Consider the following 13553-nt stretch of genomic DNA (forward strand, 5'->3'; position numbering starts at 1 on the left):
GACAGCAGAAATCAAAAATACTGTACCTCATCCGATGAGATACAGTATCCTTTAGTTCATTAGTTCAGACAAAACACTGACTGCGGTCAAGGCATAAAGCGGAGCTGTTTCAGCCCGCAGGATACGTGGACCCAAACCTGCTGATACAGCACCTGCTTGATGAAAGGCGTCTATTTCATCTGGCGATAAACCGCCCTCAGGTCCAAAGATAAATAGAACTTTTGCGCCGGCTGATAAGCCTGACAGAGCTCGGACTAGAGCTGCAGATTCTCCTTCTTTGGCCGATTCTTCATAGGCCACGACGATGGTATCAAATTGAGGCAGCTGAGCTAGAAAGTCTGCCTTTTTATCAAAGAGCCGAACTTCTGGTATCCGATTGCGCTTGCTCTGCTCTGCTGCTCCCTGAGCAATTTTCTCCAGCTTTTCACTCTTTTTAGCCAACTTTTTGCCATCCCACTTGGCCACCGACCAGTCAGCTGGGAAAGACCAGATAGCACTGGCTCCTAGCTCCGTTGCCTTTTGGGTGATAAACTCTAATTTATCTCCTTTGGGAAAGCCTGAAGCAATGGTCACTTGAACCGGCAGCTCGGTATTATCCGCTAGCTCCTCCAAGATTTCCAAGCTCTGCTGACTGGGGTCTAGCACCCGAGCCAGTCGTTTCACGCCATCATCAAAGACCAGTGTGACTTGATCGTTCTCTTTGAGCCGCATGACCGAAAACATGTGTTTGGCCGTGTCCTTATCCGTGATCACCAGAGGAGACTGAGGGTTTCCTTTTATAAAATACTGCTGCATCTATCCACCTATCACGCCTGAAATGTCCTGCGTTTTCTTAAAGACACAGGCATTCCATTCGCCCTGAATCATATGTGTTTCCAAGAAAAATCCTGCTGCTTCTGCTGACTCGCGCACCATTTCCCACTTCTCAGAAATGATCCCACTCATAATCAAATAACCCTCATCCTTGACCAAGCGATAAGCATCCTCTGTCAGATGGATGAGAATATCGGCCAAGATATTGGCAACAATGACATCCGCCTCGATTTCTACACCTCGAAGAAGATCTCCCGGCGCCACATGGATATTCTCCATACCAGGATTGAGCTCAATATTTTCCTGAGCCACGCGCATCGCTACCTCATCTAAATCATAGGCGTAGATATCCTTAGCACCTAAGAGAGAGCTGGCAATGGAAAGGACGCCGCTGCCTGTACCCACATCCAACACCGTTTCTCCGCCCCGCAAGACCTGCTCCAGAGCAAAGAGGCTCATCTTGGTCGTCGGGTGAGTCCCCGTACCAAAGGCCATACCAGGATCCAGTTTGATAATCTTCTCATCAGCTGTTGCCTCGTACTCCGTCCAGGACGGCACAATAGTCAAGTCATGGGTGATCCGAGCCGGCTCAAAGTATTTCTTCCAGTTGTCCGCCCAATCTTCCTCAGCCAGTTCCTGCCGAGTCAGCTGAATATCTCCTGTCTCCAAGCCAAAGCCATCCAGCTCAGCCAGTCGCTCATTGGCCTGGGCCGCAACAGCTTCTATATTCACCGAATCTGGGTAGTAGCCCGTAATCTTCACTCGCTCACTCTGCTCAACTTCTGGAAAAAGCTCACCATACTGGTCAACCTGCCCCAGATAATCTGCGCTATCATCGATAGCCACACCCTGACTGCCCAGCTCAATCAGAATATTCGAGGCTGCTTCCTCCGCCTCACGCTTCACTTCAATCGTTAATTCCTGCCAAGTTTCCATCATTAAAAATACCAGGCCCGTATAACACAAAGCCAAAATAGGAAATTCTCTGACGACATTTGCGTCTAAGAGAAACTTTTATTTTTGGCACAGTATTTAGGGCGGGTTCAGTTTAGAAATTTAACTGAACAATCCTTTCTTTGTTTATTTCATTGTCTTCGTCATATAGACCATATCCATGCCCTCTTTTTCGGGCTCAGTATGGGTCTGATGATAGCCATTTTTCTCATAAAAAGCCACCATGCCTTTATCCTGGAAAACCGTACACAAATCCCATTTCATAATGGTAGAGAATGTCCCCTCAATCAGAGAGAGCCCCTCAGAGCCATATCCTTTATTCTGGTGCTCTGGCAAAATCGCCACTGTTCCAATCCAGCCCGCTGTCTGTTCATCATTTGTATTCAAGCGAATAAAGCCAAGAATCTTCTCGTCGTCTTTGACAAAATAATAAAAACTATTGGGACTCTCAACCAGTTTCCAGCGAATCCGCTCACGCTCCTCCAGATAGGGGTCGTATTGATCCTGATATTTCTCATAAACGGCCTTAAAACTCGCTCTCTGAATGGCAATAATGGTCTCAAGATCCTCAGCTCCTGCCCGCTCAATATGAATCATACTCGCACCTCCAAATAATCGCTCAACCTGTCCTGCAACTGCGAAATAACGTTTTCATCTGCTAAAAACTGGCTTACATCCATCATCTGATAAGCCAGTCCCTCATCTCCAAAGGCGATACTGGTACATTCTTCCTGAGTGATGGTTCCCACCATAAAAATAGAGGTTTTGTCTGGATCAAGCATTCCTTGATATTCCTTAGCCCAGACAATATCCGTTTCTTCAAGCTTCAGACCAAGCTCTTCAAAAACCTCTCTTTGGACACATTCAAAGGGGGTTCTCGCCCTCGCGGCCACCACCCGGCAGCTCCCACATATTGGGCCAAGGGATGGTTGAAATATCGTCTCGCAAGATGGTCAGTAGCCTATTATCACAAAGCAAGGCAATCTTACAGCCAGAAAACTCCAGCTGTTTGTGCAATAAATCTAGCCCTTTTGCATTTGCCATCAGCGCCTCCTAATACCTCGGATATGAATAGAAATCCGTCTCAATCAAATCTGCTCTGCCATTTTCAAAAGCCTCAGCATTCCAAGCTATCTCAAACTCTGCCGCCTCTGGATCTGCTAAGAAGTCCATGAGTGCATCTAGGCCAGACTCAGCTGTTTGGGTTAGGAAATCCACGAAATAAGCCAGAAACTCCCGTGACAGCCCCTTCTTCGGCTCATAGGGCAAGGCAGCCAGATAATCCTCTGCCTCAAAACGAGACTTGGTCGGATTATAGAAAAGCACGGCTTCCTCAAAGTAAATATCCTCAGCCGAGGCATTGCCCTCAGCATCAACCGTCTCAATCCTGCCTGGATTTTGCACCTCAAGGAGAAAGGCGACCTCGACTGCATGATTCTTCTTGTCCCAGTTTATCTCATAGTCAAAAGGAAAGCTCTTCCCCATTTCCTCGTCCAATATCTCCAAAAAACCGTACTTAGCCATGATTTCCTCTTTTCATTGTGATAAAATATTACTATCTACAATAGTAACACAAAAAGCCAAGAAAAACACTTGCAGAAAGGAAATCTTATGCCAGAAAACCTCGCCCTGCGCATGCGTCCTACCGATATTGATCAGATCATCGGCCAGCAACATCTGGTCGGACCCGGGAAAATCATCCGTCGCATGGTTGAAGCCAACCGCCTGTCCTCGATGATTCTCTACGGGCCACCCGGCATCGGCAAGACCTCCATCGCCTCAGCTATTGCCGGCACAACCAAGTTCGCCTTTCGGACCTTTAACGCCACGGTAGATAGCAAGAAGCGCCTGCAAGAGATCGCTGAAGAAGCGAAATTTTCCGGCGGACTGGTGCTCCTACTGGATGAGATTCATCGCTTGGACAAGACCAAGCAAGACTTTCTCCTGCCACTATTAGAAAGCGGTCTGGTCATCATGATTGGAGCGACGACAGAAAATCCTTTCTTTTCTGTCACCCCAGCCATCCGAAGTCGGGTTCAGATATTTGAGCTTGAACCCCTCAGCAACGACGACATCCGGACAGCCATTCAGCTAGCCTTGACAGATAAGGAAAGAGGATTTGATTTCCCAGTGGAGCTAGACGATGATGCTCTGGATTTCATTGCCATCTCTACCAACGGAGACCTGCGCTCTGCTTATAATTCACTGGATTTAGCCGTACTCTCTACCCCAGAAGATAACAAGGGCATTCGCCACATCACACTTGATGTCATGGAAAACAGCCTACAAAAGAGCTACATCACCATGGATAAGGACGGGGACGGCCATTACGATGTCCTCTCTGCCCTGCAGAAGTCCATCCGTGGCTCCGATGTCAATGCCAGCCTCCACTACGCAGCTCGGCTCGTTGAGGCAGGAGATCTGCCTAGCCTAGCTCGACGCCTGACCGTTATTGCTTACGAGGATATTGGCCTAGCAAATCCTGACGCCCAAGTCCATACCGTTACAGCTCTAGAAGCGGCTCAGCGGATTGGCTTTCCTGAAGCCCGTATCCTTATTGCCAATATTGTCATTGATTTGGCACTTTCTCCTAAGTCCAACTCAGCCTACGTGGCTATGGACAAGGCCTTGGCCGACCTAAGAAAGAATGGAAATCTGCCCATCCCACGCCACTTACGTGATGGCCACTATGCCGGAAGCAAGGAATTAGGCAACGCACAGGACTATCTCTACCCTCACTCCTATCCTGGCAATTGGGTCAAGCAGGACTACCTGCCCGATAAGATAAAAGACGCCAATTATTTCACGCCTAACGAAAACGGCAAATACGAGCGAGCCCTTGGAATGACAAAGGATAAGATTGATCAGCTCAAAAAATGATGGTATCGTTTGCAAAAAATCATGTTTTTCTCTTGAATTTTTCAAAATTTATGGTATTATAATTATAGAAACGCTGTGGTGTACGACTTCACACTTAAGTGTTGACCGACTATTTTTTGTATTATTAGGGAAACAAAAGACTTCTAACAGCATGCAGGCCGTATCACGCGGAAGCAGCTTCAGTTAGAGCGAGTTGCCCACCTGCTTAATTGCGCGGGTTCAATACAAATCGTGAAGGTCCGGCACCAATACAGCTTTTTCTGTTGCCTCCTTAGCTCAGTTGGTAGAGCAGTAGACTCTTAATCTATGGGTCGCAGGTTCGAGCCCTGCAGGGGGCATCTAAATCAACAGGAAAAAGCCTTGATTTATAAGGCTTTTTTGCTTGTCTATAACTGATTTGCCCCATCATTTGCCCCACATTTTTTTATGAGCAATCTTTCCAAACATCTCTAATTTGATTAAATTCTTCAAAAATTTTCTCTTCTAAAGTGTGTCCATATACTTCTACTAACATTGAAATATCTCTATGCCCTAGAATTTTTGCAATAACTCCAAGGTCAAATCCTTTGTGCCAGAGGTAGCTTCCATAGGTATGACGTGCTCCTTTTGTCGTGATAATTGGATAAATATCTAATTCATTTAAAAGAACACTCAAAGCTTTATTGACACTTGCAATATCTGGTACCAAGTGAATATATCCATAATGCTGAAAAATCATTTTATACCTATTCTTGATTCCTAGCTCTTTATTAGCCTTCTCCTGTTCAATTTTTAGGACTTGTAATATCTTAATACATTCTTCGTCTATCGGTACCATCCGAATAGACGTTTTATTTTTTGGAGGAACAAATTTATGAGAAAGGGTATTAAACCTCCTATATGTTTTTAGCAGTCCTCTGTCAAAGTCAACTTCATTCCAAGTTAACGCTATTAACTCTCCAAACCTCATGCCTGTTTTTAATAGAAAATAGACAATATAAGGAACAATTGAACGTTGGTAATCAAATTTTCTCTTTACTGCTAAAAGTAAATCCAGATAGTCCTTTTCTGTATGTAAATATTTCTCTTCTGTCATCTGTTGTTCTTTGGATGAAAATAACTCGACATGTTGTGTAAAATCATCTATTAGAACTTTGTCTGCAATTGCCATTTGGATGCTCTGATGAATCCCAGTATTCAATCTACCAAGAAAATTTCTACCAACTGTTTGTCCATACTTATTCATAATTCTTTGGTATTCACTCGCACGAATTTGAGTGACTTTTTTATTTCCAAATAATCTTTCAATTGTGTTTTTACGGAGAAGATATTTTTTCTTTGTCTCTTCCGACCTACTACTCGGTAGAATTTTTAGTTCAAGCCATTCTTGATACAGATCTACAAGAGAAATATCTCTAGAAATTCTTTTTCCTAAACGAAGTTCTTGCAGAATCGGTTCAGCTTCTGACTCTGCAAGTTTTTTTGTTTTAAAACCGCTATTATGAACAACAGTTTTCCCTTCGCTACGAATTTCATAGGTCCATAAATTACTATCTCCTCGCTTTCGATAACGAACACTTGCCATATTACGCCACCTCAGTTCCTAGAATCTCATTTACAACACTTTTTGGAACAACCATCAAACGTTTGCGATTATAAAATGTATAGCCTCGTGAGACAAGTAATTCTCTTGCCTGATGAATGATATCATTTGCTGTATGAGGGCGATAGCCCATTTCAATTAATTCTTTGTTACTAATTAAATTATTGTCCATAGTTATCCTCCTTATTTATTTTCTAAATTCAGAAACTCGCCTACAAGTAGTTGTAATTCTGCATTTAATTTAGGGAGATTCTGTATTAATACTTCTTTTAATTCTTCCGCAAATTGGTTCGTTTCTTCTCTCAATAGTTTGCGGACTCTTGTTTTTTTCTTTTTGATGCTGTCTGATTTTAAATTTGGAAAAGCCAATGATAACAGTTCAGGATTGTTGAGAAAGATAATTGTAAATGCTCTTTGCTCCACTCGAATATGTTCTAGCTTATAAAATCCGAAATTATCAAGTCGATTCATAACATCTTGGACCATCTCCTCACCAATCGCTTTGGTTCTAAGTTGGAATTCCAGTCTCCACCAAAACGGATTTACAGCCAAATCTAGCTTCTCATCGCGCTTGTGAGCAATGATTTCTTTATTCTTATCATATAACCTAACTTGTACATTACTACCGCTAGAACCCCAATATTTCGTCTCTAATTCACCCCCTCTACCATAGAAGACCTTATGGGTAACACCACCTTTAATATGTTGCAAATTAACGATTTCAGGCCTATTGAAAATGTCAAATGCCAAATCAAAACGAGACAAACGTACTGTCAATGAATTCAATCTAGCAAAGTACATTAATTGCCTCCATACTTTCATTCCATCAAATTCTTTTAAAGTATTAGGATTGAAATCAATTCGAATCAATTGTTCATTTCCATAAGTGGATAATTGAAAAAATATAATATTGATTGAATCATACTCATTAAAATCTTTAGCTAAAGTAAATACATCATCTCGTACGTTATCATGTATTTCAAATGAATCAACTCTTGTACTTATTGCCTGTTTCAGATTTTTAAAAATTTGTCTTAGGGAACCAATGTCTGTATCCCAGATAACCGTTAATCTATCAATACTGACATCTAACCGCTGTACTAATTCTCCTACATCACATCGTTCTTGAATACTTCTTAAATCTTGTATAGAAACCAACAAAATTGTCCCCCCTTCTTTTAGATTTTTTAGGTTTCAGAAACACCGTCAAATCAACGATTGCTCGTTCCGTCGTTCTTTGGGCGTTGCCCTAAGTGTCCCTTTTTGCTGGCTGTTAGAATAGCCAGCTTTTGCTTGGCTAGAAATTGTCTGGACGGCAGTCTGCAGGACTTCGCCTGACTTCCCGTCAGGCTCGTCCCTTGTCCTTGTCCACACAATTTCTAGCTCCAAGGCTTCGAATAGTCGTAAGTCATAGTCTCGTCCTCAACTTCCTCCTCACTCACTGTTCCTAAACTTATGAGCTATTTTTATCGTTTATAACTTATTTTTAAGTTATAAATATATTTTATAAAAAATATTTTAGTTAGTCAACTAAAAACTTGATTTGTAAGTTTATAGGTGATAAAATAAGTTAAAAATAAAAATAGGAGTTTCCCATGACCTTTATGATTCAAAATTTTGGACCCAATTTGGCACGACTACGCATAGAAAAAGGAGTAAGCCAAACTCAACTAGCTGAAGATTTAGGAATCGGTAAACAGTCCATCTCTGATTACGAAAAACAAAAAAGCTATCCTACCTTTGCAAATTTGGATAAGATAGCAGAATATTTTAATGCAACTCCAACCCAACTCTTTGGAACGAGTAAAGAGATTGAGTTAGAAAAGAGTGTTCTTGAATCTAATGAATACTCTGATAAAGTAAGTGAAATCTTAAAAGCTGTTAAATACATCGAGCATTTCCTACATACTGATGGACAGTACTTAGAGGATTTACTTTACCTAACAAGAGGCAACCAACTATACACAGAAGATGGAAAAGAGTTGTATATTGATCCAACTTCTCAGAAAAGAACACTTCATACCCAATATGAACCTGGTTTTATTGAAGCAAGAGATAAATCTCCACTAGAACTCTTAATTGAAAATAAGGAGCTATTAGATTAAATAAAAAAAGCGAGTTTTAGGCTCGCTTTTTCTATTGTATAATCTTATTCTTCAGTTCTTCCGGTTGCTTAGTTGCATTGAACTCAACTCGTTTTGTTGTTCCATCTTTCTCAGTATGATAATAACTTGAATGTTTCAACACCCATTCTTTATTACCAATCATCAAACACTCCGCCTGTAAGTTGGTACATGAGGTAAATGTGTCCAAGGTTTTTACAATTCGCGCCACATGAAATTATTTAAGCATATCCTTTTTCTCTCATTACCATTTTCTGTTATAATAAATTGTACTTCTAGAATAGAAAGGACTTAAGATGACAACTCTTATTAAACATAAACGTGTAGAATTTTCAGAACTATTTTATGACCTAGTGTTTGTTTTTGCAATTTCAAAAGCAACTGCTTTAATTCACCCTCTTCATAGCGGTGTTGTGGCTTGGGATTCTTTACTTGATTTCTTCATCTCTGTCATGGTTATCATCAATTCCTGGATGATTCAAACCATTTATACCAATCGCTATGGAACAAACTCGTTATTTAACATGGTAATCATGTTTATCAACATGGGACTTATGCTCTTTATGTCCAATATGATTGGATACAATTGGCAACAATGGTTCTATTATACCTGTTGGGCTGTTGGTACATTGACCCTTACCTTATTTTTTCAATATTTGGTTGAGTTTTTTAGAGAATCAACCGATAATACTGATCGGGAAAGTATCAAAGGTTTTCTATGGTTAACAGGTCTAGGAAGTTTAGGAGTCTATCTGGCAGCTCTTTTTCCTATTTACGTTGGAGTCTATATCTTTATTGCTAGTATTCTGCTAACATTTATTGTGCCAATTTTCTTGATTACTAAAGATGAGCATTTCCAGGTAAATCTTCCCCATTTAATCGAGCGCGTCTCCCTTCTTGTCATTATTACGTTTGGAGAGATGGTTGTTGGGCTAGCTAGCTTCTTTACAGTCGAGAATTTCTCGATTTATTCGGTTCTCAATTTCGTTATCATGCTTTCCCTGTTCTTGTTTTATTTTGGCGAATTTGACCATGCTATTGATGAAGGATCTAGTCAAAAGGGATTATTTGTAATTTATAGTCACTATCCTATTTTCATCGGGCTTATGTTGATGACAGTTTCGATGGGTTATCTCCTGAATCCCGAGGCTAATCTTCTCGTTGCAATCAGCTTCTTTTATATCGGAATTGGCCTCTTCCAAGCTGCTGTCCTAGCAAATGGGCCCTATAACAAAAACTATCTTCGCTATCCGAGAAGTTACTACTGTGCTCAAGCGACACTCTATCTGGTTGCCTTGATTCTCTCTTTGCTTTTCGCTTCTAATCCTATAACAGTGTTGAGTATTGCAACCATCTTCGCTCTAGCTATAGCCATTCATTTTATTTATTTTTATGTGACACAGAATAAAAAATATTCCAAATCTAACTGGGGGTTCTTTTAATGAGTTTATAACATAAAAAAGCTTTGGGAACCAAGGCTTTATATGATATCAATCACCGACCACGAAAATGTTTAGCTTACAGAACTGCTAGTGAAGCTCTAGAGGATGAGTTCGAGTAAATGTTGCACTTATTCTTGCAATTTATCATTTACTTGATGCACGAACTCGATATTTTTTTCGTTAATTTGTTTTTGCCCCACTTTTGCCCCATTTTTAAATCCTGACATTGAAAATACCTAAAAGTATTTCCCTAAAATCAGCTATATTTCAACATTTTTGTTTATTTTCAATATGAAAAGTTCTTACAAATTCATGCAGGGGGCATAGAAATATAGAAAAAAAGCCTTGTAAACCAAGGCTTTTTTGATGTCAATTTGTTTTTTGTACCAAATTTTGTAGCGAGTAATGATAAAACTTTTCTTGCTTCATCAAATTTATTAAGAATTCCCTCTTGTCTAGTACATTATGATATAATACTTTTTAAAAAACTCACTAATAGTGAATAGTGTAAATATCGTATATAAGGAGAACCAGACGAAAATAGAAATTTTATTATCTTATATTGCGCTTAAGCATCAAAGAAAAATAATTGGTGAAGAAATATTTGGAATTTTTAAGTAAGGATAGAAATATGACATTAAAAACTTATTTATTCAGGTGTAAACGAAGCAATTCTATATGGTTGTTTTGGATTTTTATTAATTCATTGGATGTTTTTATTATATCATGTTTGAATGATCAATTCAATCTTCGATTCGAAAGTTCATTTAGCACAGTTAACAGTTGATTTCTCAAACGACGGGCTTCTTTAATAAATTCATCCCGTTTATCTGCCCATTTTTTTGATTCGGATAAATCGTTCATTTTATAGTATTTACGTACATTATTATCTGAGTTTTTACGATTTTCAATAGTTGATTCTAGAGCTTCCGAAAGAACATCTCTTTCTCTAATTAACTCAATATTCGTCATTCTAAGGACGTTCATTTTTTTCACCTCACTTTCTAGTTTATTATATTTAACATTATACAGCACACAATACATCTTGTCAAGACTTTTTTGTTCATCGATTCGTTGTTTTGATTGACTTTTATGTGGTTTCGATATATAATTTATCTATATCGATATACAAAAATAAGGAGAAAAGCAAAATGCAATATACAACACTAACCCAATTTATAGATGAACAATGTACAAAATTAAATTTAAAAAAAGATCAAAAAACACTGATGAAAATGAGAACTAAGTTCGTTAGAACATTAAAAGAACTAGGTATTTGGGAGAAAGCTGAAACAAGATTAATTGATCGATCTAAAACCAAAGTATTCACCAACGCTCAATTATACGAACTACATCAAGCAGTTCGCCCATACTTATTGAAACTCCTGCCAGAACACGAACGACTAGAAATAGAACAAACACAAGAAAATAATTTAAATATTATAAAAGAACATATAGATGAAGTTGAAACAAAACTAACACTATCAATGGAAAACTATGATCTTGATGAATATAAGAAATATATAGAAAAACAATATGAACCACCAATTCCTACACAAGAAGAAATCAATAGTCTCATGCTCGAAGCTCTATTTTTAAAATTCTTCGAACCTATTAATATTAAACAATGGTCAGACGATTTAGCTCTCATAGATTTCATCGATCCTTATGATAGTGATGAAGTAACAGATATAATAAATATAAAAGCTCAAAATCGACTAAAAGATAAAATCAAAGCATACGTTAAAGAAAAGAAAGATTAAACACTCTACGCATTTATTTCACGGTTCGATTGACAGTAAGCTCTGCAACAAAAAAGAAGGAAGGAAGTCAAATCCTTTCTTCTATTTTTTAATGTGTTCTTGTAAAAATCTGTTCGTAGAAAGTACCTGTACCTACTATCCCAAATTTTTCTCTGCTTCTTTTTGGATTTTTGTTAAGGTTCTTATAAAGTAATCTACTACATTTCATATCTACCAAAAAATCCCTAGAAATAATTTCAAGGGATTTTTGAATCAAAGTTTAACTGTCTCGACTCCAAAAAATTGCTAATAGAATCACTGCACCTAAGATAGAGGGTACTACAGCTGTGTCATGGAGAAGAGGCCCCCAGGTCCCAAAAAGACTTTGACCTATCCATGCTCCAAGTAAGCCCAAAATCATCTTGCCGATGCATCCCATCCGCTCGCCTCTATTGGTAATTGCGGCAGCTATTAGACCAATGATAAAACCAACTAACATACTTCCAAGCATGACCTAACCCTCCTTTTTAAATCGTTGAACCAACCAAAGGATGGCCAAGGAAATTACTGAGCCAACAAAGGAAGCAAAAATTTTAAAGATAGGGAAAAAGACAACCAAGCCAAGAAGGGCACCGATTAAGCTGACCAACAATTTTAATTTCCATTGTTTGGGCTTCTCAAACGGCGTCAATATGACTGCTACAGCTGTCGTCAGTAAACAAGCCGGCAAAGTGAAAATCAATACAAAAATAAGTCCTGTCATCTTAAATTGCCCAGTCTCCATTTCTAAAGATTGCTACACGGCTACCGTCTTCGCGGATACCGTCGATATCCATCTGGTTAGAGCCAATCATAAAGTCCACATGGACATCCGAGTGGTTGAGACCTGCTGCCTCCAGCTCTTCTTCGGAGAAATTCTCTCCGCCCACTACACTAGTCGCATAAGCAGCTCCGATAGCCAAGTGATTAGATGCATTTTCATCAAAGAGAGTATTGAAGAAAGTAATGCCTGACTGAGAAATCGGGCTTGGATCTGGTACCAAGGCACATTCACCTAAAGCACGCGCACCATCATTTTCAAAGACAAGATCCTTCATAACCTGGTCACCCTTTTTAGCGGTAATATCTACAATCTGGCCATCCTTAAAGGTCACTTTGATGCCTTCGATGATATTGCCATTATAGCTGAGAGGCTTGGTACTGGTCACATAACCATCAGCTCGACGGAAGTCCGGTGCTGTAAAGACCTCTTCTGTCGGCATATTGGCAATGAAATATTCGCCCTGAGCATTGAGACTGCCAGCTGACTCCCAGTGATGGTTCTTAGGCAAGCCCAATGTCAAGTCAGTTCCCGGCGCTGTGTAGTGGAGAGCAGAAAATTGCTCTTCATTTAAAATCTTCGCTTTTGAGCTGAGTTTTTCTTCATGAGCCTTCCAAGCCGCAACTGGATCATCCTCATAGACCCGACAGGTTTTGAAAATCTGATCCCAGAGAAGATCTACTGCTTCCTCATCGCTGGCTGCATTTGGAAAGACCTTCTTAGCCCACTCAGTACCAGCTGCTGCAGCGACTGTCCAGCTGACTTTATTGGATTGGGTTGCGATTCGCATCGGTTTCATAGCTAGTCCCAAGGCCTTAGCAGAAGCTGATAATTTCTCAGCATCCACGCCATTCAAAGCACCTGGGTCAGATGAACGGACACCCAAACGACTGGCTTTCTTTTCTAGAAGATAGTTCATCTCAGCCACCTTATAGTCAGGGATGTTGTCCAAGCGGTCCATCGGCGCATGGAGGAATTTCTCCCGCGTACTCAAATCATCCGCCCACTGGACGATGACCTCGTGAGCACCCCGAGCATAAGCCTCCTTGACAATCAAGTGGGCTAATTCACGCTGCTCTACATCAATATTGAGCGCTACCGTGTGCCCTGGCTGCACATTGATACCATTAGCCACCAATAATTTAGCATATTTTTCTAAGTTTTCTTTAAAATTTGGTAAAACCATTTTTTTCTCCT

16 protein-coding genes, 1 tRNA gene and 1 pseudogene are annotated in these 13553 nt (G+C 39.9%); 5 read left to right on the plus strand and 13 right to left on the minus strand.

The window, feature by feature from the left end:
• Window positions 1-51: 51 nt before the first annotated feature.
• The 5 genes and pseudogenes from AWH02_RS00595 to AWH02_RS00615 all read right to left on the minus strand — a co-directional run bounded on the left by AWH02_RS00595 (window position 52) and on the right by AWH02_RS00615 (window position 3291).
• A complete protein-coding gene (locus AWH02_RS00595) occupies window positions 52-795 on the minus strand; it encodes a 16S rRNA (uracil(1498)-N(3))-methyltransferase (protein ID WP_060553853.1) in 744 nt (247 codons plus the stop codon).
• Window positions 796-1749, minus strand: coding sequence for a 50S ribosomal protein L11 methyltransferase (gene prmA / locus AWH02_RS00600; RefSeq protein ID WP_060553929.1), 954 nt, complete (start codon window positions 1747-1749; stop codon window positions 796-798). It lies immediately after the preceding gene.
• A gap of 144 nt (window positions 1750-1893) precedes the next feature.
• On the minus strand, window positions 1894-2364 hold the full coding sequence (locus AWH02_RS00605) for a GNAT family N-acetyltransferase (protein WP_060553852.1): 471 nt from the start codon (window positions 2362-2364) through the stop codon (window positions 1894-1896).
• A pseudogene (locus AWH02_RS00610) lies at window positions 2361-2811 on the minus strand (NUDIX hydrolase). Before AWH02_RS00610 ends, AWH02_RS00605 begins: the two are co-directional and overlap by 4 nt.
• 9 nt (window positions 2812-2820) lie before the next feature.
• Complete coding sequence (locus AWH02_RS00615; protein ID WP_060553851.1) at window positions 2821-3291, minus strand: DUF3013 family protein; 471 nt, start codon at window positions 3289-3291, stop codon at window positions 2821-2823.
• An 87-nt stretch (window positions 3292-3378) separates the two neighbouring features.
• Between AWH02_RS00615 and AWH02_RS00620 the strand changes: the two genes are divergently transcribed.
• Window positions 3379-4647: a replication-associated recombination protein A gene (locus tag AWH02_RS00620; RefSeq protein ID WP_060553850.1), complete on the plus strand. Its 1269-nt coding sequence runs from the start codon at window positions 3379-3381 to the stop codon at window positions 4645-4647.
• Between the two features lie 265 nt (window positions 4648-4912).
• Window positions 4913-4985: transfer RNA gene (locus tag AWH02_RS00625), tRNA-Lys, on the plus strand.
• 86 nt (window positions 4986-5071) lie between these two features.
• On the opposite strand, the gene AWH02_RS00630 is transcribed toward AWH02_RS00625, so the two are convergent.
• Genes AWH02_RS00630 through AWH02_RS10570 form a run of 4 tightly spaced genes read right to left on the minus strand, consistent with a single transcriptional unit; the run spans window position 5072 to window position 7618 of the window.
• Entirely contained in the window at window positions 5072-6211 is a 1140-nt protein-coding gene (locus AWH02_RS00630; RefSeq protein WP_002911106.1) for a site-specific integrase, read from the minus strand.
• A 1-nt stretch (window position 6212) separates the two neighbouring features.
• Window positions 6213-6401, minus strand: coding sequence for a DUF3173 domain-containing protein (locus tag AWH02_RS00635; protein ID WP_000369785.1), 189 nt, complete (start codon window positions 6399-6401; stop codon window positions 6213-6215).
• 11 nt (window positions 6402-6412) lie between these two features.
• Window positions 6413-7390 carry a hypothetical protein gene (locus AWH02_RS00640; protein ID WP_002896713.1) on the minus strand — a complete coding sequence of 326 codons (978 nt, stop codon included), beginning with the start codon at window positions 7388-7390 and terminating at the stop codon, window positions 6413-6415.
• A gap of 45 nt (window positions 7391-7435) precedes the next feature.
• Window positions 7436-7618, minus strand: coding sequence for a hypothetical protein (locus AWH02_RS10570; protein WP_002916824.1), 183 nt, complete (start codon window positions 7616-7618; stop codon window positions 7436-7438).
• A gap of 206 nt (window positions 7619-7824) precedes the next feature.
• Here AWH02_RS10570 and AWH02_RS00645 point away from each other — a divergent pair, with 206 nt between their 5' ends.
• Window positions 7825-8334: a helix-turn-helix domain-containing protein gene (locus AWH02_RS00645; protein WP_060553849.1), complete on the plus strand. Its 510-nt coding sequence runs from the start codon at window positions 7825-7827 to the stop codon at window positions 8332-8334.
• A 314-nt stretch (window positions 8335-8648) separates the two neighbouring features.
• Window positions 8649-9794, plus strand: a complete 1146-nt coding sequence (locus AWH02_RS00650) for a low temperature requirement protein A (protein ID WP_060553848.1) — start codon at window positions 8649-8651, stop codon at window positions 9792-9794.
• Window positions 9795-10532: 738 nt separating this feature from the next.
• On the opposite strand, the gene AWH02_RS11025 is transcribed toward AWH02_RS00650, so the two are convergent.
• Window positions 10533-10766, minus strand: a complete 234-nt coding sequence (locus tag AWH02_RS11025) for a hypothetical protein (RefSeq protein ID WP_170116143.1) — start codon at window positions 10764-10766, stop codon at window positions 10533-10535.
• A gap of 179 nt (window positions 10767-10945) precedes the next feature.
• Between AWH02_RS11025 and AWH02_RS00660 the strand changes: the two genes are divergently transcribed.
• Window positions 10946-11557 carry a hypothetical protein gene (locus tag AWH02_RS00660; protein WP_048777210.1) on the plus strand — a complete coding sequence of 204 codons (612 nt, stop codon included), beginning with the start codon at window positions 10946-10948 and terminating at the stop codon, window positions 11555-11557.
• Between the two features lie 259 nt (window positions 11558-11816).
• Here the strand turns inward: AWH02_RS00660 and AWH02_RS00665 are convergent, their stop codons facing one another.
• From AWH02_RS00665 to AWH02_RS00675, 3 genes are read right to left on the minus strand one after another with little or no spacing between them, the layout of a single operon-like run.
• A complete protein-coding gene (locus tag AWH02_RS00665) occupies window positions 11817-12047 on the minus strand; it encodes a GlsB/YeaQ/YmgE family stress response membrane protein (RefSeq protein ID WP_045504405.1) in 231 nt (76 codons plus the stop codon).
• Between the two features lie 3 nt (window positions 12048-12050).
• A complete protein-coding gene (locus AWH02_RS00670) occupies window positions 12051-12299 on the minus strand; it encodes a hypothetical protein (protein ID WP_048809683.1) in 249 nt (82 codons plus the stop codon).
• A gap of 1 nt (window position 12300) precedes the next feature.
• Complete coding sequence (locus AWH02_RS00675; RefSeq protein ID WP_060553847.1) at window positions 12301-13542, minus strand: aminopeptidase; 1242 nt, start codon at window positions 13540-13542, stop codon at window positions 12301-12303.
• Window positions 13543-13553 lie beyond the last annotated feature (11 nt).

The sequence above is a fragment of the Streptococcus gordonii genome (genome assembly GCF_001553855.1).
GTDB classification, from domain to species: Bacteria; Bacillota; Bacilli; order Lactobacillales; family Streptococcaceae; genus Streptococcus; species Streptococcus gordonii.